At 68.9% G+C, this 22,286-nt stretch carries 19 protein-coding genes; 11 read left to right on the forward strand and 8 right to left on the reverse strand.

Annotated features, from left to right (window positions below):
- From sucD to ACFSJG_RS01825, 3 genes are all read right to left on the reverse strand, one after another.
- Positions 1-856, reverse strand: an 856-nt coding sequence (gene sucD / locus ACFSJG_RS01815) for a succinate--CoA ligase subunit alpha (RefSeq protein ID WP_378483488.1), incomplete at its 3' end; no start/stop codon positions are given.
- Between the two features lie 12 nt (positions 857-868).
- On the reverse strand, positions 869-2,038 hold the full coding sequence (gene sucC, locus ACFSJG_RS01820) for an ADP-forming succinate--CoA ligase subunit beta (RefSeq protein ID WP_378483489.1): 1,170 nt from the start codon (positions 2,036-2,038) through the stop codon (positions 869-871).
- Positions 2,039-2,183: 145 nt separating this feature from the next.
- Positions 2,184-3,953, reverse strand: coding sequence for a hypothetical protein (locus tag ACFSJG_RS01825; RefSeq protein ID WP_378483490.1), 1,770 nt, complete (start codon positions 3,951-3,953; stop codon positions 2,184-2,186).
- A gap of 415 nt (positions 3,954-4,368) precedes the next feature.
- Here ACFSJG_RS01825 and ACFSJG_RS01830 point away from each other — a divergent pair, with 415 nt between their 5' ends.
- The gene (locus ACFSJG_RS01830; RefSeq protein WP_378483491.1) at positions 4,369-5,274 is read left to right on the forward strand and encodes a M23 family metallopeptidase; all 906 of its coding nucleotides are present in this window, start codon (positions 4,369-4,371) and stop codon (positions 5,272-5,274) included.
- 13 nt (positions 5,275-5,287) lie between these two features.
- Here ACFSJG_RS01830 and ACFSJG_RS01835 read toward each other — a convergent pair whose 3' ends face one another.
- The 3 genes from ACFSJG_RS01835 to ACFSJG_RS01845 are packed head-to-tail and all read right to left on the reverse strand — an operon-like array spanning position 5,288 to position 8,861.
- On the reverse strand, positions 5,288-7,768 hold the full coding sequence (locus ACFSJG_RS01835) for an ABC transporter permease (RefSeq protein WP_378483492.1): 2,481 nt from the start codon (positions 7,766-7,768) through the stop codon (positions 5,288-5,290).
- A complete protein-coding gene (locus tag ACFSJG_RS01840; protein ID WP_378483493.1) occupies positions 7,765-8,487 on the reverse strand; it encodes an ABC transporter ATP-binding protein in 723 nt (240 codons plus the stop codon). Before ACFSJG_RS01840 ends, ACFSJG_RS01835 begins: the two co-directional genes overlap by 4 nt.
- On the reverse strand, positions 8,484-8,861 hold the full coding sequence (locus tag ACFSJG_RS01845; RefSeq protein WP_378483494.1) for a hypothetical protein: 378 nt from the start codon (positions 8,859-8,861) through the stop codon (positions 8,484-8,486). The genes ACFSJG_RS01840 and ACFSJG_RS01845 overlap by 4 nt, the downstream gene beginning before the upstream one ends.
- 169 nt (positions 8,862-9,030) lie before the next feature.
- Here ACFSJG_RS01845 and ACFSJG_RS01850 point away from each other — a divergent pair, with 169 nt between their 5' ends.
- From ACFSJG_RS01850 to ACFSJG_RS01860, 3 genes are all read left to right on the forward strand, one after another.
- The gene (locus ACFSJG_RS01850; protein WP_378483495.1) at positions 9,031-10,239 is read left to right on the forward strand and encodes a sensor histidine kinase; all 1,209 of its coding nucleotides are present in this window, start codon (positions 9,031-9,033) and stop codon (positions 10,237-10,239) included.
- On the forward strand, positions 10,236-10,898 hold the full coding sequence (locus ACFSJG_RS01855) for a response regulator transcription factor (RefSeq protein WP_378483496.1): 663 nt from the start codon (positions 10,236-10,238) through the stop codon (positions 10,896-10,898). The genes ACFSJG_RS01850 and ACFSJG_RS01855 overlap by 4 nt, the downstream gene beginning before the upstream one ends.
- A 267-nt stretch (positions 10,899-11,165) precedes the next feature.
- Positions 11,166-12,116 carry a hypothetical protein gene (locus ACFSJG_RS01860; protein ID WP_378483497.1) on the forward strand — a complete coding sequence of 317 codons (951 nt, stop codon included), beginning with the start codon at positions 11,166-11,168 and terminating at the stop codon, positions 12,114-12,116.
- A 166-nt stretch (positions 12,117-12,282) separates the two neighbouring features.
- Here ACFSJG_RS01860 and ACFSJG_RS01865 read toward each other — a convergent pair whose 3' ends face one another.
- The gene (locus tag ACFSJG_RS01865) at positions 12,283-14,727 is read right to left on the reverse strand and encodes a UvrD-helicase domain-containing protein (RefSeq protein WP_378483498.1); all 2,445 of its coding nucleotides are present in this window, start codon (positions 14,725-14,727) and stop codon (positions 12,283-12,285) included.
- Positions 14,728-15,018: 291 nt separating this feature from the next.
- On the opposite strand from ACFSJG_RS01865, the gene ACFSJG_RS01870 reads away from it, so the two are divergent.
- The 7 genes from ACFSJG_RS01870 (at position 15,019) to ACFSJG_RS01900 (ending at position 21,815) form a co-directional block, all read left to right on the forward strand.
- Positions 15,019-15,309, forward strand: a complete 291-nt coding sequence (locus ACFSJG_RS01870; protein ID WP_378483499.1) for a chorismate mutase — start codon at positions 15,019-15,021, stop codon at positions 15,307-15,309.
- Positions 15,310-15,580: 271 nt separating this feature from the next.
- Positions 15,581-16,639 (forward strand): ABC transporter substrate-binding protein, encoded by a 1,059-nt coding sequence (locus ACFSJG_RS01875; RefSeq protein ID WP_378483500.1) that lies wholly within the window; start codon positions 15,581-15,583, stop codon positions 16,637-16,639.
- An 83-nt stretch (positions 16,640-16,722) separates the two neighbouring features.
- Complete coding sequence (locus tag ACFSJG_RS01880) at positions 16,723-17,727, forward strand: FecCD family ABC transporter permease (protein WP_378483514.1); 1,005 nt, start codon at positions 16,723-16,725, stop codon at positions 17,725-17,727.
- Positions 17,727-18,503 carry an ABC transporter ATP-binding protein gene (locus tag ACFSJG_RS01885; protein ID WP_378483501.1) on the forward strand — a complete coding sequence of 259 codons (777 nt, stop codon included), beginning with the start codon at positions 17,727-17,729 and terminating at the stop codon, positions 18,501-18,503. The genes ACFSJG_RS01880 and ACFSJG_RS01885 overlap by 1 nt, the downstream gene beginning before the upstream one ends.
- Positions 18,504-18,605: 102 nt before the next feature.
- Positions 18,606-19,559 carry a LysR family transcriptional regulator gene (locus ACFSJG_RS01890; protein ID WP_378483502.1) on the forward strand — a complete coding sequence of 318 codons (954 nt, stop codon included), beginning with the start codon at positions 18,606-18,608 and terminating at the stop codon, positions 19,557-19,559.
- A 231-nt stretch (positions 19,560-19,790) separates the two neighbouring features.
- Positions 19,791-20,762 (forward strand): putative oxygenase MesX, encoded by a 972-nt coding sequence (locus ACFSJG_RS01895; protein WP_378483503.1) that lies wholly within the window; start codon positions 19,791-19,793, stop codon positions 20,760-20,762.
- 27 nt (positions 20,763-20,789) lie between these two features.
- A complete protein-coding gene (locus ACFSJG_RS01900) occupies positions 20,790-21,815 on the forward strand; it encodes a methionine synthase (protein WP_378483504.1) in 1,026 nt (341 codons plus the stop codon).
- Positions 21,816-21,920: 105 nt separating this feature from the next.
- Here ACFSJG_RS01900 and ACFSJG_RS01905 read toward each other — a convergent pair.
- Positions 21,921-22,286 (reverse strand): biotin/lipoyl-containing protein (locus tag ACFSJG_RS01905; RefSeq protein ID WP_378483505.1); only part of this gene is annotated, 366 nt, incomplete at its 5' end.

The raw sequence follows: 22,286 nt of genomic DNA on the forward strand, positions 1-22,286 counted from the left end.
GCGTCTTGCCGACCTTGACGCCTGCGGCCTCGAGTGCGTCCTTCTTCGCCTGAGCGGTGCCCGAGGAGCCGGAGACGATGGCGCCGGCGTGGCCCATGGTCTTGCCCTCGGGAGCGGTGAAGCCCGCGACGTAGCCGACGACCGGCTTGGTGACGTTGGCCTTGATGTAGTCGGCCGCGCGCTCCTCGGCGTCGCCGCCGATCTCGCCGATCATGACGATGAGCTTGGTCTCGGGATCCTTCTCGAACGCCTCGATGGCGTCGATGTGGGTGGTGCCGATGACCGGGTCGCCGCCGATGCCGATGGCGGTCGAGAAGCCGTACTCACGCAGCTCGAACATCATCTGGTAGGTCAGGGTGCCGGACTTCGACACGAGGCCGACCGGGCCCTTGCCCGCGATGTTCGCCGGGGTGATGCCGACGAGGGCCTCGCCCGGGGTGATGATGCCGGGGCAGTTCGGGCCGATGATCCGGGTCTTGTTGCCCTTCTCGACGTTGTAGGCCCACGCGTACGCGGAGTCCTGCACCGGGATGCCCTCGGTGATGACCACGAGGAGCGGGATCTCGGCGTCGATGGCCTCGACGATGGCGTCCTTGGAGAACGCAGGCGGCACGAACGCGATGGAGACGTCGGCGCCGGTCTTCTCCATCGCCTCGGCGACGGAAGCGAAGACGGGGAGCTCGATGTCGTTGCCGTCCTTGTCCTTGTGGGACACGGTGGTGCCGGCCTTGCGGGCGTTGACGCCACCGACGACCTGGGTGCCGGCCTTCAGCATCAGCGCGGTGTGCTTGGTGCCCTCGCCGCCGGTGATGCCCTGGACGATGACCTTGGAGTCCTTGGTGAGGAAGATAGCCATTGTTCTAGTCCCTTACTTCGCGGCGAACGCGAGTTCGGCGGCCTTGTCGGCGGCCTCGTCCATGGTGGCGACAACCGTGACCAGCGGGTGGTTGGCCTCGGCGAGGATGCGGCGGCCCTCGTCGACGTTGTTTCCGTCGAGGCGGACGACGAGCGGCTTGTTGGCCTCGTCACCCAGGGTCTCCAGTGCGCCGACGATGCCGTTGGCGACCGCGTCACAGGCGGTGATGCCGCCGAAGACGTTCACGAAGACGCTCTTGACCTGTGCGTCGTTCAGGATGACATCGAGGCCGGCGGCCATGACCGCTGCGGAGGCGCCACCACCGATGTCGAGGAAGTTGGCCGGCTTGACGTTGCCGTGCTTCTCACCCGCGTAGGCGACGACGTCCAGGGTCGACATGACCAGGCCGGCGCCGTTGCCGATGATGCCGACCTCGCCGTCGAGCTTGACGTAGTTGAGGTCGTTCTCCTTGGCCTTGAGCTCGAGCGGGTCCGTGGCGTCCTTGTCCTCGAACTCCGCGTGCCCGGCCTGACGGAAGTCGGCGTTGGCATCGAGGGTGACCTTGCCGTCGAGGGCGAGGATCTGGTCGTCCGGGGTGCGGACGAGGGGGTTGACCTCCACGAGGAGAGCGTCTTCCTTGACGAAGACCTCCCACAGCTTCTGGATGGTCACGGCCGCAGCGTCGAGGACCTCGGCGGGCAGGTGGCCCTTCTCCGCGATCTCACGCGCGAACGCGAGGTCGACACCCTTGACGGCGTCGACGGCGATCTTCGCGAGGCGCTCCGGCTTGGTGGCGGCGACCTCTTCGATCTCCATGCCACCCTCGACCGAGCACATCGCCAGGTAGGTGCGGTTGGTGCGGTCCAGCAGGAAGGAGATGTAGTACTCCTCCGCGATCTCGCTCGCCTCGGCGACGAGGAGCTTCTTGACGACGTGACCCTTGATGTCGAGGCCGAGGATGTTCCCGGCGTGGGTCTCGGCATCATCGGCGGTGGCCGCGTACTTGACGCCGCCGGCCTTGCCGCGGCCGCCGACCTTGACCTGCGCCTTGACCATCACGGGCTTGCCGATTTCCTCGGCGATCTCGCGGGCACCGGCGACAGTGTCGGTCACACGGCCGGCCGACGTCGGCACATCGTGCTTGGCGAAGAGTTCCTTCGCCTGGTATTCGAAGAGATCCATCTGCTCACCGTCTCGTCTGCGTTAACGCCCGCTCGAGGGGTAGGAGCGGGTCCGTCCGGGACAATATCTAGTTGATTCCGTGACGCAGCCCTCGCCTTGGTGCTATGTGGCATATGTCACGGACTCCGATGCGGCACCCTGCAGGTCACGGCCGTCTGGGCCGAACCGCCACGACGGCGGTCACCGCGAACAGCGCCACACCCATGATTGCAGCCCACGTTCCCTGTCCGATAGCCGAGTCGGCGATCCGACCGTTGGTCAGCGGCCACCCGATCAGGTATACGCCCATCGACATCGCGGCGCCCACCGCCCCCACCGCCGCGCGTGCCGGACGGGCCCGCGACACGACGACGGCCGTCACCACGAGAGTCACCGCGAGTACTCCCCTGCCCCACGTGTCCCATCCCCACGGCCACTCGGTCAGCGTTTCGGGTGCATAACCCGGTCCGGTGTACAGCGGCAGCGCCAGCGCCACCGCGGAGACCACCGCCGCGGGGACGCCGACGAGCAGGACCTCCCGTCGCGGGCCCGTATCGGCGGGCACCTCCGCGAGATCGCGTTCGACCGAGCCCGCGTGCCAGCACAGTGCTCCCGTGGCGACGGCGCCCAGTGCGGACAGCCCGAGCAGGACCGTCCCGGCGCCGATCCCCACCCCGGGGACGTCGACCGCGACCACCACCGACTGCAGTACCGCCGTGACCGCGGCGAAGTGGGCCGCCCACAGGACACCCACGGCCGGGCGGACCGTGGCCGCGAACGCGGGCAGCAGCAACGCCGCCCCCGCCACGACCAGAAGTGCACCCGAGACGAGCGTGACGCGCGTGAAGAGAATGTCGGGGCGGTCGCCGCCATCCGGCACGGTCAGCACGGGAAACAGCGACCCGGCCACGGCGAGCACCCCCGACGCGACGCACGTGACCCCGGCCGCCGCGTGCGATCGCGCCTGCCCTGCGCGACCTCGTGCGGCGGCGCGGGTGTCACGGGCGGGGCGGCCGGACGCGGCACGCGCCCGGGCCGCCCAGGGCATCGCGGCGCCGGCCACGACGAGCACGAGTGCGGCAACGGCGGACACCGCGGACGCGGCCGTGACGGACAGCCCCTCGGCGAGGAGGCCGGCCGCGACCCGGGAACCGAACAACCCGAGCGCGCCGAACCCCGCACCCACGACCGCGGCGGCCGCGACCGACGTGGACACGGAGGCGAGCGCCGCGGCGACCACGATCAGCACGGCGAGTGCCACGGTGACGACGCCGATCGCCGTCGGTGCGTTCGACCCGAGTAGCGAATGCACGACCAGCAGAGGATCGGTCGTGGCCCACGGCGCCCCGAGCGATCCAGCGCAGAGGAGCAGCGCGGCACCGACCGCGCCGACGGCGAGCACGGTTCCGATCCGCCTGGCGACCGGTGCGCCGTCGAACTCGGGGTCCTCCCCGAGCCCGTAGCCGTCGGCCTGCGCGGCTCGGGCGACGGACATCAACCCGATCACACCCGCGACGACCGCGAGCAGGTGACCGACGAGGACTGCGACGGCACCCGGACCGGCGTCGAGTTGGGCGGCCGTCAACGGCCGGAACAGGTCGAGACGGTTGGCGTCGATGGAGTCGGTCCACAGTGCGAGGTCGAGTACGACCATTCCGAGTGCCGCCGCACCCGCACCCGCGAGGAGGGCACCCGCGACTGCCGCGGCGCGGCCGACGAGCGCAGCGAGCGCGAGCAACGACGGCAACGCGGAGCACGCGAGCGTCACCACGAGGGCTGCTCCGACGGCGGATCCGGCGTTCGGGCCCACGATCTCGAGCACCGGCGCCACGACGAGCAGCAGCGCTCCCGCGAGTGCGACGGCGACGGCGACCGCGGCGGGCCGGGTGGGATTCGGTGCCGGGTCGTCGAGGTCCGGGCGCGGTGGGGTGGGCACGGCGCTCGACGCTAGCCGGGATCCGGCCCGGTTGTGGGCGACGACACCTGACGCCGGATTCGCCCGTTATGCATTTGTGATGCATCTCACATTGATGTGCCACCTGTACCCAGAGGTTGCGGCTGTTGCGGCCGTTTCGTTACCGTCACCGGAGTCAAAGTCACAGACGGGTCACGAACGGAGGGACGGCAGGTTGTCCAGACACCGCGCGCCCTCCACGACCCGCAGTTACGGCACCGTCCCAGTGCCGGACACCTCTCATGCCGGAAACTTCGCAGCTCAGACCGTCACACCCCACCAGAACCCGAGTAGACGCCGGGACCGGATGGCGGAAGACGACGCGAGCACACCGTCACATCCGCAGTACTCGGCTCCGCGTTACACCGGGTCATCACGTTTCGAGACCCACGGCTCCATGAACAAACCGAATACGAACAACCGCGACACTCGCCACGCCTACAGCGAGATCGACGACGGGCCCACCTCGATCGTCCCGGCCCTCCCCGAGTACCCCGCGTACACGATCACCACGGACCGCCTCCCGTCCGACGATGCGAACGTCGCAGCTCCCGCTCGCCGCGGTGGAGCGCACCGCATCCCCACTCCGCCCACCGCCCTCAAGGGCCGCGCCGCGGTCGTCGCGGTCGCCGCAGGCGCAGTCGTCGCCGCGGGCCAGGCAGCAGGCGACGGCCCGGAGTCCGCACCCGAGTTCACCCTCGCCGCCGACGACGCCTCCACGATCGCGCCGACGGCCGAGCCCCAGGCCGCGCAGTTTGCCGCGAACACCACGGACTCGCCGCAGGCACCCCAGGTCCTCAGCGTCGCCGACCCCGCCGACCTGACCCAGTTCTCGAACCTGCTCGCGAAGGGACAGCGACTCAGCGAGGAGCGAGCAGCCCGCGACCTCGCGGCCCGCCGCCCGCTGTTCGCACTGCCCGCTCTCGGCACCTACACCTCCGGCTTCGGCGCCCGCTGGGGCGAGCTGCACGCGGGCGTCGACATCGCCAACGCGATCGGCACGCCGATCTACGCGGTCGCCGACGGTGTCGTCATCGACTCCGGCCCGGCCTCCGGCTTCGGTATGTGGGTCCGCCTGCAGCACGCCGACGGCACCGTCACCGTGTACGGGCACATCGACTCGTCGCTCGTGTCCGTCGGACAGCAGGTCATGGCAGGCGACCAGATCGCCCGCATGGGCAACCGCGGCTTCTCCACCGGCCCGCACCTGCACTTCGAGGTCCACCTCGGCGGCGTCAACAAGATCGATCCGATCCCGTGGCTCGCCACCCGCGGCATCAGCCTCGGCATCGAGCGCGACTGACCCGCACGACCGCTCAGTCCGCGGCGATCGCCGCGACCACCGTCCGCCGGGACGCCTGTACCGCGGGCACGATCGCACCGACCATCGCCAGCGCGGTCGCGGCGGCGGTGAACAGCAGCAGGGCCGACCCGACGTCGTACCGCACGTCCACGCCCAGAACACCGGTCATGGCAAGCGAGTTCACGTACTGGTTCGCCGCACCGAACAGCGCACCGAGCCCGCCACCGACGAGGCCGATCGCAGCGGCCTCCGCCAGCACCGACCGCGACACGAACCGCCGCGACGCCCCCATCGCGCGCACCACACCGATCTCGCGTCGTCGCTCGAGCACCGACAGTGTCAGCGTGTTCAACAGGGCCACGGCTGCGACGGCCACCACGATCCACGCCATCGCCGCGATGAGTACCGTGGCGCCGCGCACCGACGCCTCCACGGCGTCGACGCTCTCGGCGCCGGAGTAGACGTTCATTCCGTCGGGCACCGCCGCGCGCAGTCCGGCGAGCACCGTGGCCGGGTCCGCCCCCGGCTCGAACCGGACACCGAGGATGGTCGACCCCGGACGCTCGTACCACTGCCGTAACTGCGTCATCGAGAGTGCGACGACACCGGAGGTCGCAGAGAAGAACGGAACCACCTGCAGTACCTCGACCGAGTGCACGCCGGTGGGTGTGGGCAGATCGACGTGGTCACCGGCGTGCAGTCCGAGCGAGCGGGCGACGTCGCGGGACACGGCAACTCCCTCGCCCGCGAGCAGTCGGGCGTGGGTGTCGTCGGTGAGTGATCGGACCGGCGGCGCGGTGCTGCCGTCCTCGATGCCGGTGAGCATCACCCGCGAGTCCCCGAGGGAGGCGAATGCCATCTGCCAGGAGCCGACTCCCGCGACGCCGGGTACGGCGAGCACAGCAGACTCCACCTCCGGCGGCAGGATCGGGGCGGTCGGGAACACTCCCGGGTCGGACGGGCCGACGTAGGCGTCGACGTCACCGAGGGAGGCGAAACTTGCTGTGGCCGAGTCGATCACGTTGGCGTTGGTGCCCATCGTCGAGACCGTCATCGAGATGCCGACGAGCACCGTCATCAGTGTCGCCCACACCCGGCGCGGCGCCCGCTCCAGCGTCGCCGCGGCCAGCGCACCCGGCGCACCGAACACCCGCGCGACGGTCGAGGCGGCCCGCACCAGCCACGGCGCCGCCGCCAGGCACACCAGCACCTGCGCGATCGTCGTCAACGCGATCGCGAGAACCGACATCCGGCCGGCGTCCGAGGTCGCGACGACGAACGCCGCCACCGCGGCGACGACACCGCCGACGAGGGCCGCGACCCGCAGCGACGGACGGACTGTGCCCGCCGCGGACGCCTCCAGCGGAACGAGCGCCTCGACCGGTGACACCGCGTGCACCTGCCGGGCCGCGAGGGCGGCGGCCGCCACCGATGCCGCCACGCACGCCGCGATCGCGACGGGAATCGCGTATCCGGGCAGCAGGTACTCGGTCTCGGCCTCGAAGCCCTGCAGCAGCGCCGCCGGCAGCGAACCGATCGCGGCCCGTCCCACCAGCACGCCGAGGGCACTGCCGATCAATCCGGCGACGGCGCCGAGCAGTGCCGACTCGATCAGGAGGTCACGGACGATCATCCGTTGCCTGCCGCCGAGCGCCCGCAGCAACGAGATCGTCGGCCGGCGCGCCGCGACCGCCATCCCCGTCACGGTGTAGATCAGGAAGCCCGCCACCACCAGGGCCCCCGACGCCGCCGACAGTGTCAGGGCGCGCATCACCGCGATCCCGCCGCCGGACTGGGCGGCCCGCACACTCGGCTCGGCGACGATCGCTCGACCGGCCACCGCCTCGGAGATGTCGGCGCGCAGTGCTGCGGCGTCGACACCGGGTGCGGCGACCACGAGAATCGAGTCGATCCGGTCGGGTCGACCGGTCAGTGCCTGCGCCGTCGCCAGCGGAGCGACGACGAACCGTCCCGCGGAGAGCCGCTCGGCGTCCGGACCGAGGACCGCGGCCACCGTCGCCGTCCCCGCGCCGAGGTCCAGCCGGTCACCGACCGACAGACCCGTCGCGGGGCCCACCGCCACACCTCCCGGAGTCGTGGCGAGCGCCGTGGTCGCGGGCGCGACGGCCCCCTGCAACTCGCTGCCCAGACCCGCCATCCGGGCGTCCGCGCCGAGCAGCAGGGTCCGATCGGGACCGGCCGTCGCCCGCAGCATCGGCGCCGCCGTCGCCACGCCCGGCACCCCCGCGACGACCGGCACGAGCGATTCGTCGAAACCGCTGTCGGTGACGCCGGAGACCTCGAGATCAGCATTGCCGCCGATCCCCGACACGAGCCGGTCCGCGGACCCGGTGACGGACCCGGCGATGCCGAACACCGCGACCAGCAGGCACGCTGCCGTCGCGACGACCGACACCGTCATCACCGTGCGGCCCGGATGCACCCGCATCTCACGCAGGTTGAGCACCCGTACTCGCGACAGTGCAGCCCTCACCGCGGACCACCGACGGCCACCGCTGCCCGATCCTCCCCGACCGTCCCGTCGCGCAGCCCGATCACCCGGTCCGTGCTTTCCGCCGCGTCCTGGTCGTGGGTCACCATCACCACCGTCCGGCCGCGGCCCGGCTCGTGGGCGACGTCGGCGAGCAACTCCAGCACCGACGCACCGGTCGCGCTGTCGAGGTTGCCGGTCGGCTCGTCCGCGAGCACCAGCACCGGATCCATGATCAGTGCCCGCGCCACCGCGACGCGCTGCATCTGCCCGCCCGACAGTTCCGACGGCCGGTGTTCCGCCCTCGCGGCGAGCCCGACCCTGTCCAGCAGGGTCAGCGCGTCCGCTTTCGCCTGCCCGAGACGCTGCCCCGCCAGCAGTCGCGGCACCGCCACGTTCCCCCACGCCGACATCGTCGGGATCAGGTTGAAGAACTGGAACACGAAACCGACCTGCCGCAAACGGAACTCGGCCTGGGCGCCGTCGTCGAGGCCGGAGATCTCGGTGCCACGGAACCGGATCGACCCGCTGTCCGGACGGTCGAGGGCGCCCAGCAGGTGCAGCAGGGTGCTCTTGCCCGCACCCGACGGCCCGACGATCGACACGAACTCCCCCGCGGCGAGCGTCAGCCCCACCCCGTCGAGCGCACGCACGGACTGGCCGCCGATCCGGTACTCGCGGACCACGTCGACGAGTTCGACGGTCACGTCCCCCGCATTCATGCGCGCACCGCTGCCGTCGCGCGGCCCGTCAGGTGGGCGTCGGCCATCGCCTGTTCGCCGGCCTGCTGACGGCGCAGCGCGGCGGACACCTCGGCGCCGGCGTCCAGCGCGGCACGCAGGGCAGGCTGCTCCGCCGCCAGGTGCAGCCAGGCGTCGCGGGGGGCGGTGCCGTCCTCCACGGCCTGGTCGAGCAGTGCCGCGAGATGTTCGCTCCACCGGTGTTGCAGGGCGAGGAGTATCTCGTCGGGCGAGGAGAAGTGGCGGCGCGCGCCCGGCACGTCGGCGAGCCTGCGCACCACCATCGGGTCGGTCTCGGCTCGGGACAGCACGTCCTCGAGCACCTGTCGTCGCGCTCGGAACTCGGACCAGGACATCTCGTCACCCCCAGGGCATCTCGTCGGCGAATCACCTGAGATAAACGCTACGAACGCGGAGACGCGCAGTCGCCGTGCCACGGGAGGGACTTCGTCTCCTACCCCGGTAGGAGACCGTGTCCGCTGTCGGGTGGATGCGCGGGTACCGGGGCACGCCTACCCTGAGCCTGTGCCGATCACGCGGTTCTTCAGGCAACGACTCGCCGCCAGCGGGTACGACTACCCGTTGTCGGTCCCTGTGTTCGCACACATCGCCACGGGGGTGATCGCGGTGATCGCCGTGGCGCAACGCGATGCGTTGATTCCACCCGGATGGCCACTGCTCGTCGGTGCCGTCGTCGCGATCGCCCCGATGGTCGCCGACGTCGTCCGTCCCGGCGCGCTCGTCCCCCGGCCGCTGCTGTGCGCCGTGGTGATCCTCGCGACCGTCCTACTGATGCTGGATCCACCCCCGACGGAGTTCGACCTCGCGCCGCTGCTGCTGGCGATGATGGCCGGCGAGGTCGCCGCGACGTCCGGTCTCGCGGTCAGCCTGACGTTGACGGGCGTCGCGATGGCGGTCCCTCTCGTGTTCGCCGCCGCCGGTCGTCTCGACGGCTCCGCAGCCTGGTATGTCCTCGCCATCGGCCTGGGTTGGGTCATCGGCCGCCTCATGCAGATCCAGCTGCGGCTGCTGCAGCAGGAGCGGCAGGCCCGCGTCGTCCAGTCGGAACAGTCCGCGATCGCCGAACGGCAGCGCATCGCGCGGGAGGTGCACGACGTGATCGCGCACTCGCTCAGCGTCACCCTGCTGCACCTGACGGCCGCGCGGCGCGAACTGGAGCAGGACCGGGACGTGGACGAGGCGATCGACGCGCTCACCGACGCGGAACGGCTCGGCAGGCAGGCGATGGCCGACATCCGTCGTACCGTCGGCCTGCTCGGCGCCGGATCCCCCGGCGCCCGGCCGGAACCGGGCATCGGCGACGTCCCCGACCTCGTCGAGGACTACTGCCGAGCCGGGCTGCCGGTCCGCTACGAACTGCGCGGCGACCCGTCGTCGATCACCGCCGCCACCGGACTCGGCATCTACCGGATCTCGCAGGAATCGCTCGCCAACGTCGTCAAACACGCTCCAGGGCTCGGTGCCGACGTCCTGGTGTCGATCGACTACGACACCGTCACCGTCGACGTCCGCAACCCCGTCCGCGGTCGCGCGGCGTCACCCGAACGGGCCACCGGAAGCGGCTTGCGGGGGATGCGGGAACGGGTCGCGCTGCTGGGCGGCGATCTGCAGGCCGGACCGTCACCCGGTGGGTGGCGGGTACACGCCCGAATACCGTTGCCCGGCAGCAGTTGTGCACTCGGCCTGATCCGCAAGGTGCCGAGGACGACATGACGACGGATGTTCGGGTACTGCTCGTCGACGACCAGGAACTGGTGCGGTCGGGACTGCGACGGATCCTGCGCCGTAAGGACGGTTTCGTCATCGCCGGCGAATGTGCGGACGGCTCGGAAGTGCGGGCTGCGGTACGTGAGCACACACCGGACGTGGTCCTGATGGACCTACGGATGAAACGGATGGACGGCATCACCGCCACCCGCGAACTGCGCGGCGACGACGCGCACCCTCCGGTGCTGGTACTCACCACCTTCGACGACGACGAACTGCTGTCGGGGGCGTTGCGGGCGGGGGCGGCCGGATTCATCCTGAAGGACTCCCCCGCCGAGGAACTCATCCGCGGGGTGCGGACGGTCGCGGCGGGCGGGTCGTGGCTGGACCCGGCGGTGACCGGGCGCGTGCTCAGCACCTACCGTGCGGCGGCCCCGGTCCACAACGGCGCCGGGCGGACGTCGGAGTTGACGGCGAGGGAGGCGGAGGTGCTGGCCCTCATCGGTCGCGGCCGGTCCAACACGGAGATCGCGGGGGACCTCGGCATCTCCGAGGTGACCGTGAAATCGCATGTGGGACACATCTTCGTCAAGCTCGATCTCCGCGACCGCGCCGCCGCCATCGTCTACGCCTTCGACCACGGCATCGTCACCCCCGGCGGCTGACCCTCGTCCGCCGCGCCCCCGGCGGCTGCCCCCGGACCCCCGGACTCCCCCTGTTTGGCTGAACGTGGCTTTCATCTCGTTCACGCGCACGAACGCCACATTCAGCCCATACGCCTCGGTCTTCGACTGAAGGCCACATTCATCTCGGTGATGCGCACGAACGGCACTTTCAGCCGTTCATCCACAAACGGAAAGTTGTCCACAGGCACGGGCAGAACTGCCCTCCGAACAGGCGGGTGGGTGGGCCACGTCCGGCACGATCCGGGCATGCGACGAGGTGACTGGGCAACGCGGCTCGACGAGATCAGGCGAGCGAGCCCGCACGGGGTGGTCCGAGTGGCGGACCTCGGTGCCGAGGGGATCTCGGGGTCGGCGATCTCGCAACGCTGCACCCCCGACGGACCGTGGCAACGCCTGCTACCCGGCATCGTTCTCATGCACAACGGCCGGCCAACGCCTCATCAGCGCGCGGCAGCCGCGTTGCTCTACTGCGGCCCCGACTCCCTGCTCACCGGCCGGGCGGCCCTGTACGAGCACGGGCTCGGTGCCGGACCGCCGGGCGACGTCCACGTGCTCGTCCCCGAACGACGGCAACGACTGTCGACGAGGTTCGTCCTGGTGGAACGGACCTCACGACATCCGGAACCTGTGCACCGCAATGACTTCCGATGCGCACCTCTGGCGCGGGCGACTCTCGATGCCGCACGGCGTCTGCGCTCGTTGGACGCGGTGCGCGCCCTGGTGTCGGAGGTGGTGCAACGCGAGCGGGTCGAGCCGATCGCACTGTCCCGTGAGCTCGAGGCCGGTAGCCGACGGGGATCCGCGTTGCCACGAATCGTGCTCGAAGAGGTGGCCGCGAACGTGCATTCGGCTGCGGAGGCGCAGGCGCGCGAGGTCGCCGCGGAGTCGGGGCTGCCCGACATGCAGTTCAACCCGTCGGTCCACGACGCCGACGGTCGGTTCATCGCCCGCCCCGACGGCTGGTTCGACGACGTCGCGTTGGCCTGGGAGATCGATTCGCTGAACTGGCATCTGCGGGCAGACGACTACGCCGCGACGGTCAAGCGGCGCGCGCGCCTGCAGAGCCACGGAATAGTCGTCTACTCGGTGATCCCGCGGCAACTGGCCGAGGAGCCGGGGCACGTGCTGTCGGAACTGCGGGCGCACTACGCCCTCGCGGCGTCGCGACCTCGCCCCGACGTCCATGTCCGCGCCTGACCCCCGCGACAGCAACCCCCACTGGCTGAACGCCACATTCACCTCGATGAAGCGAACGAACGCCACGTTCAGCCAGGCAACAGCGGCGGCACCCCCACCGGCTGAACGCCACATTCACCTCGATCAGGCGAACGAACGCCACGTTCAGCCAGCGACGGGGCTGGGGTCAGAGCTTGACCATGGGGACGCCGCCGATGAGCATCAGGCGCACCTTGCCCGCCGATCCGAAGTCGACGGTGACCGTCGCCGTGGTGCCGGCGCCCTTCGTCTCCAGCACCGTGCCGAGACCGTACTTGTCGTGACTGACGCGGTCTCCGACGGCGAGGACGAGGTGGTTGTTGCGCGGACGGGCGGCGCCGAAGCTCGGGGCGGATTCCGCCTTGTCCCGATCCCGGAACCCGCCGCTGCCGTAGCCACCGCCGTAGCCCTGGCCGCCGCGGAACCGTCCTCCGCCGATCGCGCCGCCCATGCCCGGTCCGGGATCCTCGCGACGCCAGTCGACGAGGTGCTGCGGAATTTCCTGCAGGAAACGGGATTCCGGGTTGGTGATCGGCTGCCCCCACGCGGACCGCAGCACGGCGCGCGTCACGTAAAGCCGCTGCCGGGCACGGGTGATGCCGACGTACGCCAGCCGACGCTCCTCCGACAGTTCCGCCGGATCGCCGAGCGCCCGCATGTGCGGGAACTGCCCGTCCTCCCAGCCGGTGACGAACACGACGGGGAACTCCAGGCCCTTCGCCGTGTGGAGCGTCATGAGTGTGACGACGCCGTCGCCGTTGTCCGGCAACTGGTCCGAGTCGGCGACGAGGGACACTCGTTCGAGGAACGCGGCGAGCGAGCCGGGGTCGGGTTCGCCGTCGCCGAGCGCCGGATCGTCCTCCCCCGCCGCGGCGAGGGCACCCTCGAGCGCCTCGTCCACCTCGTCCTCGATGCCCGCCGCGTTGCGAGCGTCGGAGCTGAATTCGCGTGCGACGCTGACGAGCTCGTTGAGGTTGTCGAGACGGGCGCCGTCCTGCGGGTCGCTGCTCGCCTCCAGCTCGGCGCGGTATCGGGTCCGGTCGAGGACGGCTTCGACGACGTCGCCGATGTCGATCAGACCCGTGTCGTCGGGCTGCATGCCGCCACGCAGCTCGTCCATCATCTCGGTGAACGCGGCGATCGCGTTCTGCGACCGCGTGTTCAGGAGCGCCACCTTGCCGTCGGCGGCGTCGCGGAGGGCGGAGGCGAACCCGATGCCGCGCTGCTCGGCGTGCACCGCCACGCACGCCTCGGCGCGATCGCCGATACCCCGGCGGGGCGTGTTGAGGATTCGACGCAGGCTCACTGTGTCGTCGGGGTTCGCCAGCACCCGCAGGTACGCGACGATGTCGCGCACCTCCTTGCGCTCGTAGAAGCGAACACCACCGACCACCTTGTACGGCAGGCCGAGACGGATGAACACCTCTTCGAGGGCACGGGACGAGTTGTTCGTCCGATAGAAGACGGCGACGTCACCGAACTTGGCGTCGCCCGCGTCGACGAGCCGGTCGATCTCCGACGCGACGAACGACGCCTCGTCGTGCTCGTTGTCGGCGACGTACCCGACGATGAGGTCGCCCTCGCCCGACGCGGTCCACAGCTTCTTGTCCCGCCGGCCGGTGTTCCGGGAGATCACCGAGTTCGCCGCGGACAGGATGTTCTGCGTCGAGCGGTAGTTCTGTTCGAGCAGGATGGTGCGGGCCTGCGGGTAGTCGCGCTCGAACTCCTCGATGTTGCGGATCGTCGCCCCGCGGAACGCGTAGATGGACTGGTCGGCGTCACCGACGACGCACAGTTCCGACGGCGGGACCGCGTCACCCTCCTGACCGACGAGGGTGTTGACCAGCACGTACTGGGCGTGGTTGGTGTCCTGGTACTCGTCGACGAGGACGTGCCGGAACCGGCGCCGGTAGTACTCGGCGACCTGCGGGTGCTGCTGCAGCAGGGCAACGGTCTCGCCGATGAGGTCGTCGAAGTCGAGGGCGTTCGCCGCCCGCAGCCGTGCCTGGTAGTGCCCGTACACCTGCGCGACGAGCCGGACCACCTCGTTGGTTTCGCGGTCGGCGTTCGCGGCCGCCTCCTCCGGCCCGATCAGCTCGTTCTTGAGGTTGGAGATGTTGGTGGCGAGCAGCCGCGCCGAGTACTTCTTCTGGTCGATCTCGAGGTCCTTCGAGATCATCGTCAGCAGTCGGCGCGAGTCGTCGGCGTCGTAGATGGTGAAGTTCGAGTTGAGGCCGGGCAACAGTGCCGCCTGCATGCGCAGGATCCGGACGCAGGTCGAATGGAAGGTCGACACCCACATGCTGTTGGCACGGGGCCCGACGAGCTGCGCGACGCGTTCCCGCATCTCGGCCGCAGCCTTGTTCGTGAAGGTGATGGCGAGCACCTGGCCGGGGTTCACGTCCCGTTCCGCGAGCAGGTAGGCGATCCTCCTGGTGAGGACGGCGGTCTTGCCGGAGCCGGCGCCTGCGACGATCAGCAGCGGCGACCCCGTGTGCACGACGGCCTCGTGTTGCTGCGGATTCAATCCGTCGAGGAGGTCTGCCGTGGCGGCGCGGATGCCGACGTGCTGTGCTGCGGAAAAGGTGTTCATCGCCTGTCTACGCTACCGCCGTCCACCGACAACAGGTGGCACGGCCGCGGCCTGTCCACCCGCTCGGCGGGCGCCGGCGCCTCGCGTGGCAAAATGAGCTGGTGTTCAGCGCCGACCACCGCCTCGCCTGGCGATTTTTCTACGGGTACCGGACTCCGGTGCCCGTGGCCTGACACATCCACGAGCCCCGCGGTCCGAACTCGGATCCGGGGCGTCTTCGTGAGAGGGCCTGGATCGGACACAAGACCGGCGGGACCGACGACGATCCGGACACCGAGACCAGGAGAACCGATGGGTGACGCACTCCCCCCGCAGCACGATGCCGACCTGCCGACCAGCGAGGCGGAGATCGACGAGCTCCGCAAGGAGATCGACCGGCTCGATGCCGAGATCCTCGCTGCGGTGAAGCGGCGCAGCGAGGTCTCCCAGATCATCGGCCGCACCCGCATGGCGTCCGGCGGCCCGCGCCTCGTGCACAACCGTGAGATGAAGGTGCTCGAGCGGTTCAGCGAGCTCGGCCAGGAGGGCCACACCCTCGCGATGCTGCTGCTGCGCCTCGGCCGCGGCCCCCTCGGACGGTAGGCGGCTCCGCCGCCTGTGCGTACTTCTGGTAGTTCCAGCTACCAGAAGTACGCACAGGGGTGGACCTGGACATAACGGGCGCTCCTATGGCGGGGTACGGTGTGCGACGGCCGCTCTGCGGCACCGATCGGCGAGGGAATCCGGTGCGAATCCGGAACTGACGCGCAACGGTGAGTGTCCCGTCCTCGGGGCACGAGTCCGACTGCTCGTCCGATCGGGTCAGGTACACCGCCGGCCCCGCGAACGGGCCCTGGACCAGGAAGACCCCGTCATGCGTACGTCAGCGATCCGCTGTATCGCCGCCCTCTCCGCCGCGGCACTCACACTCGTCGGATGCTCCGCCTCCGACACCTCCGAGTCCGCCGACACCCCTTCCGCCGACACCGGCAGCTATCCGGTGACCATCGAGAACTGTGGCCGTTCCGTCACCGTCGACGCCGCACCCGAGCGTGTCGTCTCGCTCAACCAGGCGTCGACCGAGATCCTGCTCTCCCTCGGCCTCGCCGACCGAATGGTCGGCACTGCCACCTGGACCGACCCGGTCCGCGAGAACCTCGCCGCCGCCAACGAGTCGGTGCCGCGGCTGGCCGACAAGAAGCCCTCGATGGAGGTCGTGCTGGCCGCCGAACCGGACTTCGTGACCGCGTCCTTCGGTTCGTCGATCGGCGACGGCGGCACGGGTGGCCGCGACCAGTACGAGCAGGTCGGCCTGCAGACCTACCTCTCCCCCACCGACAACGGCTGCAGCGGCGACGTGTCCTCCGCCTCGAACGCCGACGGTGCCCGCACCACCCCGTACACCCTCGACAGCGTCTATCAGGAGATCCGAGAGCTCGCGGCGATCTTCGACGTCCGTGAGCGCGGCGAGGAGTTCGTCACGGAATTGCAGGACAGGTACACGGCGGCCTCGGAGTCGGTGGACGCGACCGGCGTCTCGCTGGCGTTCTGGTTCGCCGACACCAGCACCCCGTACGTCGCCGGCTGCTGCGGCTCTTCCGGCGTGATCGCCAACTCGGTCGGTGCGGAGAACGTCTTCGCCGACACCACGGACGAGTGGCCGCAGGTGAGCTGGGAGACGGTCGCGGACCGCAATCCCACCGCGCTGGTCCTCGGCGACCTGAGCCGCCGCAGCATCGACGGTGACGCACTCGAGAGCAAGATCGCGTTCCTCGAGTCGAACCCGGTCACATCGCAGATGCCCGCGGTGCGAGACAAGCGGTACATCGTCGTCAACGGCGCGGACATGAACCCCACCATCCGCACCGTCGACGGTGTGGAGAAGGTGGCGGCCGCGCTGCAGCAGTGGAATCTCGCCGCGCCGAAGTCGTGACCGCACCCGTCACCTCGACGGTCGCGGAGACCGGTTCGTCCGGCGCCGCGCCCGCCAGGGCACCACGGACCGAGTCGACGTCCCTGTTCGCCGGCGTCCTCGTCAGCGGGCTTGCCCTGTTGCTGCTGTCGATCGCGGTCACGGTCACGATCGGACCGGCGAACCTCTCGGTGCGTGACGTGTACGCCGTGATCCTCGAACACTGGGGCATCGGAACCTCCGGTCTGACCCCGCTGCAGGATGGCATCGTCTGGCAGCTGAGGCTCCCCCGCACACTCCTCGCCGCAGTCTGCGGCGCCGGCCTCGCGCTGTGTGGCGCGATCATGCAGTCGCTGCTGCGGAACCCTCTCGCCGACCCGTTCGTGCTCGGCATCTCCTCGGGCGCCTCGACCGGTGCCGTGATGGTGGCGGTGCTCGGCATCGGCGGTGGTCTGGTGTCGCTGTCCATGGGCGCCTTCGTCGGCGCGGTGGTGGCGTTCGTCGCGGTCGTCGCGCTCGCCGCAGGCGCGGGTGGCGGGACGGCGAAAGTGATCCTCGCGGGAGTCGCGGGCACCCAACTGTTCTCCGCGCTCACCTCGTTCATCGTGATGTCCTCAGCCGATGCCGAGCAGACCCGCGGCGTCCTGTTCTGGCTGCTCGGCTCGCTCAGCGGCGCCGACTGGACCGACGTCGTGCTGTGCGGCGCCGTCACCGTGTTCGGCATCGTCGCGTGCCTGCTGGTGGCGTCGTCACTCGATGCGTTCACGTTCGGCAACTCCGCCGCAGCATCGCTCGGCGTCTCGGTGCGGAAGGTCCGGATCATGTTGCTGACGGTGACCGCGCTGATCACCGCCGCACTGGTGAGCGCGGCCGGGGCGATCGGTTTCGTCGGCCTGGTGCTGCCGCACGCGGCACGCTTCCTCGTCGGTCCGCGGCACAGCCGACTCCTTCCGGCGACCGCCCTCGTCGGGGCGATCTTCATGGTCTGGGTGGATGCGGTCGCCCGAACCCTGTTCGCCCCGCAGGAGATTCCGGTGGGTGTCGTCACCGCGCTGATCGGCGTTCCCGCGTTCGCTCTGATTCTGTTCCGGATGCGGAGGACCGGCTGATGCCCCTGCACGCCAAGCACATCGGCTGGAGCCGAGGCGGACATCTCGCCCTCGATGGAGTCACGGTCGAGCCGACGCAGGGCGAGACCATCGGACTTCTCGGCCCGAACGGATCCGGGAAGTCGTCCCTGCTCGGAGTCCTCGCCGGAGTCCACACGCCCGACACGGGCCAGGTGCTGCTCGACGGGACCGACATCCGGTCCATGCGCCGCCGTCAGATCGCGCGACGCGTCGCGACCGTCGAGCAACACGCCGACACCGAGGTGGACATCTCCGTCCTGGACGTCGTCCGCCTCGGGCGGATCCCGCACCGGGGAGCGTTCGGCGGCGACGACGCGGTGGACGACGCCGCCATCGAGATGGCTCTCCATCACACCGGAATGCTGGACCACCGGCACCGGCGGTGGCACACGTTGTCGGGTGGTGAACGGCAACGCGTCCAGATCGCGCGGGCCCTGGCGCAAGAGCCGGACGAGCTGCTGCTCGACGAGCCGACCAACCACCTCGACATCTCGCACCAACTCGACCTGCTCGCGCTGGTGTCAGAGCTGCCGATGACGAGTTACATTGCGCTGCACGACCTGAACCTGGCTGCCATGTTCTGCGATCGGGTCGTGGTGCTCGCGCGCGGGTCCATCGTTGCGATGGGCACACCGGCGGAAGTGGTCACCGAGGAGCTGGTCGAGCATGTCTACCAGGTGCGGGCGCAGGTCACGATCGAGGACGGGATCCCACAGGTCAGCTACCGCCGGGCCATCCGAGCCGGGGCGCGGTAGACACCACACGCCGGTCCGAGTTCACCATGCGAAGGACTCAAGCCCTCGCACACTGGTCATCCGCAGCGGCGGCGGGGTGTACAGGTGCGATAGGTTCGTGCCATGGCACGGGACTTCGCCGGATCGGTGCGGGGAATCACCCTTCAGCAGTTGCGGTACTTCGTGGAGGTGGCCGCCGAAGGATCCATCAGCGCCGCGGCGGACTTGCTGTATGTCGCGCAACCGACCATGTCGTCCGCGCTGAAAGACCTCGAAAGTCGCGTGGGACATACACTCTTCGTCCGCTCGACCCGCGGGGTGACCCTCACCGAGGACGGGGCGGAGTTTCTCGGCTACGCGCGCCAGGTTGTCGAACAAGCGGAACTTCTGGAACAGCGGTATCTCGGCCGCGGGCCCTCACGTCGGCTCCTGGCCGTGTCCACTCAGCACTATTCGTTCGTCGTCGACGCCTTCGCCCGCATGGTGAAAGCGTCCGAAGCCGCGGAGTATTCGTTCAGTCTTCGAGAGACCCGCACCTGGGACATCATCGAGGACGTTCGCACGCTGCGAAGCGAACTCGGTGTGCTCTATCGCAACGAGTTCAACGCGAACGTGATCAACAAGCTGATTCGCGAAGCAGGGTTGGTCTTCACGCCGCTGTTTCTGGCGTCGCCACATATCTTCATCGCCCGCACGAACCCTCTCGCAGGGCGAAAGAGTGTGACGCTGACCGATCTCGAAGACCTGCCCCGGCTCACGTTCGACCAGGGCGTGAACAACTCCTTCTACCTTGCCGAAGAGATCCTCTCCACCCGGTCGTCGAAGCAGGACATCCGGGTGAGCGATCGAGCGACCATCTTCAACCTCATGATCGGTCTGGGCGGATACACAATCTCCACCGGCATCGTCTCGGACGATCTCGATCCGTCCATCGTCGCTGTGCCGCTCGACGTCGACGAGCGCATCGAGATCGGTTGGATCGGCCATGCCGCGGTGTCCTTGACCGCCCAGGCTCAGCGATTCGTAGCGGAGATGCGCGACGTCGTTTCGGGGTTCGGAGTCGATCTACTGACATAGGCGGCGGCTATGCCCAGCCATCAAATTTGGCAATTAGCCTATGGCTTCGGGTCTACTTACACTGACTTCCACGCCACTTCGGATAATCGCCTACCGGGTGTTCTCGGCCTGAAAAACTCGGCCCTGGACCATCGGTATTCGGCCCTGAGTGCTGCGAAATCTCAGGCAGTGAATCGTGCAGTGACGCGCTCGTCTCTGCACTCACGCACGTGAATGGGGCACCTGATCAGCATGACGAACGACTGTGTTTTCAGAATCGACACGACGCGCTTCGACGAGGACTACACCCCGTCGACCAACTCGCGCAGCACGACGAACTTCGCGAATCTCGCACGCGGTGAGAATCGTCGCCAGAACCTGCGCAACGCGGTAACGATGATGAACACCCGCGTCAACGAGTTGGTGCACTGGGACAACCCGCGTGGCGACCGGTACGCACTCGAACTCGACATCGTCTCGGTGGACCTGCATCTCGCGTCAGTCGGGGATGACGCGGCGTTCCCGGTGATCGAGGTGCTCGACGTCGACATCGTCGACAGCACCACAGGCGCCCGCACGGAGGGCATCGTCGGAAACAACTTCTCCTCGTACATTCGCGACTACGATTTCAGCGTTCGACTCCCGGGGCACCAGGCGACGGGAATCCCCAGTGACTTCGGCGATCTGCACGGGCAGGTCTTTCAGCGTTTTCTCGAGTCGGACGAGTATCGGGAACGGTTCTCGCAGCCACCGGTGATCTGCATCAGCGTGTCGACGTCCAGGACGTACACCCGGCTCACGAACTTCCACCCGATTCTCGGGGTGGAGTATGTGGCAGACGAGAAATCGCTCACCGATGAGTACTTCGGGAAGATGGGGCTCAGCGTTCGCTATTTCATGCCTCAGGGGTCCGTCGCTCCGTTGGCCTTCTACCACCGCGGTGACCTGCTCAACGACTATTCGTTCCTCGCACTCGCGGGAACGATCGCGACGATGGAGACATTTCAGAAGATCTATCGTCCCGAGATCTACAACGCGAACACTGCGGCGTCCGACGTGTACCAGCCGAGTCTGGACAACGGCAACTATTCGCTTCCGCAGGTGAGCTACGACCGTGTCGAGCGCACTCAGCTCGCGACCACACAGGGGAAGTTCACCGAGGCGAATCTGATGAAACCGTATGGCGCCGTTATCGAACGGTGGGCCACAAAGCAATCCGCCTGACCGTGCGAGACCGAAAGGTACCCCGAGATGAACACACTCCTGCCCACCTCGATCGTCGGTAGTCTGCCGAAGCCCTCGTGGCTTGCGGAGCCAGAGAAGCTCTGGTCGCCGTGGAGGTTGCGCGACGACGAACTGCGCGAAGGGAAGCTCGACGCCCAGACGCTCGCGGCACACGATCAGCTTCGTGCCGGACTCGACATCGTCAGTGACGGTGAACAGACGCGTCAGCACTTCGTGACCACCTTCATCGAGCACCTCACCGGCGTCGACTTCGACCGGCGCGAGACCGTTCGAATTCGAAACCGCTACGACGCGAGCGTCCCGACGGTTGTCGGCGCGGTGAGCCGCGAAAAGCCGGTGTTCGCAGCGGATGCGGCGCGTCTTCGAACAGCGACCGACCAGCCGATCAAATGGGCCCTGCCCGGTCCCATGACAATGATCGACACGCTCTGCGACGCCCACTACAAGAGCCGCGAAAAGCTCGCATGGGAGTTCGCCACCATCCTGAACCAAGAAGCAAAGGACCTGGAAGCGGCCGGCGTCGACATCATCCAGATCGACGAGCCCGCGTTCAACGTGTTCTTCGACGAACTGAAGGACTGGGGCGTCGCGGCGCTCGAGCGTGCGACCGAAGGACTGAGCTGCGAGACCGTCGTTCACATCTGCTACGGCTACGGCATCAAGGCCAACACCGACTGGAAGGCGACGCTCGGAGCAGAGTGGCGCCAGTACGAGGAGTCGTTCCCGCTGTTGCAGCAGTCTTCTATCGACATGGTCTCGCTGGAGAGCCACAACTCGCGGGTGCCCGTCGACCTGATCGAACTGCTTCGGGGCAAGAAGGTGATGTTGGGAGCGATCGACGTTGCAAGCAACACCATCGAGACTCCCGTGGAGGTAGCGGCAACCCTTCGCCGCGTGCTCCCGTTCGTCGCCGCAGACAAGCTCTACCCCAGTACCAATTGCGGTATGGCGCCACTGGGCCGACGCGTCGCACGAGACAAGATGGTCGCGCTCGCCGCTGGGGCCGATCTTCTGCGGCGTGAGTTGTCCTAGCGACTCCGACGACCAGGTGACACCCGCGTACGTGGGACATCGGCACTGAACAGACTGTGGCCCCGCACCTTTCGGTGCGGGGCCACATCTCGTTCTACTGTCCGGTCAGCCAACGACCACCAGGAGGTCGCCGCCCTCGACCTGCTGCGGACGCTGCAGCGTCACCCGCGCGACCGTGCCCGCGACGGGGGCGGTGATCGACGCCTCCATCTTCATCGCCTCGATGGTGGCGATCGTGTCGCCGGCGGCCACCTCGTCACCTTCGGCAACGGTGACGGTGACGGTGCCTGCGAACGGTGCGGCCACGTGTCCCGGGTTGGAGCGATCCGCCTTCTCCGCCGCCTGGACCTCGCTGGCGATGGAGCGATCGCGCACCGACACCGGCCGGAGCTGGCCGTTGAGGATGCACATCACGGTCCGCATGCCGCGCTCGTCGGCCTCGGAGATCGCCTCGAGACCGATCAGGAGCTC

Source organism: Rhodococcus gannanensis (assembly GCF_042681175.1).
GTDB lineage: Bacteria > Actinomycetota > Actinomycetes > Mycobacteriales > Mycobacteriaceae > Rhodococcus_G > Rhodococcus_G gannanensis.

What these genes read in the sequence shown, in the direction of transcription:
- sucC (WP_378483489.1), bottom strand. Translation starts at nt 2,038, where the DNA reads ATGGATCTCTTCGAATACCAGGCGAAGGAACTCTTCGCCAAGCACGAT.
- ACFSJG_RS01830 (WP_378483491.1), top strand. Translation starts at nt 4,369, where the DNA reads ATGAACAAACCGAATACGAACAACCGCGACACTCGCCACGCCTACAGC.
- ACFSJG_RS01840 (WP_378483493.1), bottom strand. Translation starts at nt 8,487, where the DNA reads ATGAATGCGGGGGACGTGACCGTCGAACTCGTCGACGTGGTCCGCGAG.
- ACFSJG_RS01845 (WP_378483494.1), bottom strand. Translation starts at nt 8,861, where the DNA reads ATGTCCTGGTCCGAGTTCCGAGCGCGACGACAGGTGCTCGAGGACGTG.
- ACFSJG_RS01855 (WP_378483496.1), top strand. Translation starts at nt 10,236, where the DNA reads ATGACGACGGATGTTCGGGTACTGCTCGTCGACGACCAGGAACTGGTG.
- ACFSJG_RS01860 (WP_378483497.1), top strand. Translation starts at nt 11,166, where the DNA reads ATGCGACGAGGTGACTGGGCAACGCGGCTCGACGAGATCAGGCGAGCG.
- ACFSJG_RS01865 (WP_378483498.1), bottom strand. Translation starts at nt 14,727, where the DNA reads ATGAACACCTTTTCCGCAGCACAGCACGTCGGCATCCGCGCCGCCACG.
- ACFSJG_RS01870 (WP_378483499.1), top strand. Translation starts at nt 15,019, where the DNA reads ATGGGTGACGCACTCCCCCCGCAGCACGATGCCGACCTGCCGACCAGC.
- ACFSJG_RS01875 (WP_378483500.1), top strand. Translation starts at nt 15,581, where the DNA reads ATGCGTACGTCAGCGATCCGCTGTATCGCCGCCCTCTCCGCCGCGGCA.
- ACFSJG_RS01885 (WP_378483501.1), top strand. Translation starts at nt 17,727, where the DNA reads ATGCCCCTGCACGCCAAGCACATCGGCTGGAGCCGAGGCGGACATCTC.
- ACFSJG_RS01890 (WP_378483502.1), top strand. Translation starts at nt 18,606, where the DNA reads ATGGCACGGGACTTCGCCGGATCGGTGCGGGGAATCACCCTTCAGCAG.
- ACFSJG_RS01895 (WP_378483503.1), top strand. Translation starts at nt 19,791, where the DNA reads ATGACGAACGACTGTGTTTTCAGAATCGACACGACGCGCTTCGACGAG.
- ACFSJG_RS01900 (WP_378483504.1), top strand. Translation starts at nt 20,790, where the DNA reads ATGAACACACTCCTGCCCACCTCGATCGTCGGTAGTCTGCCGAAGCCC.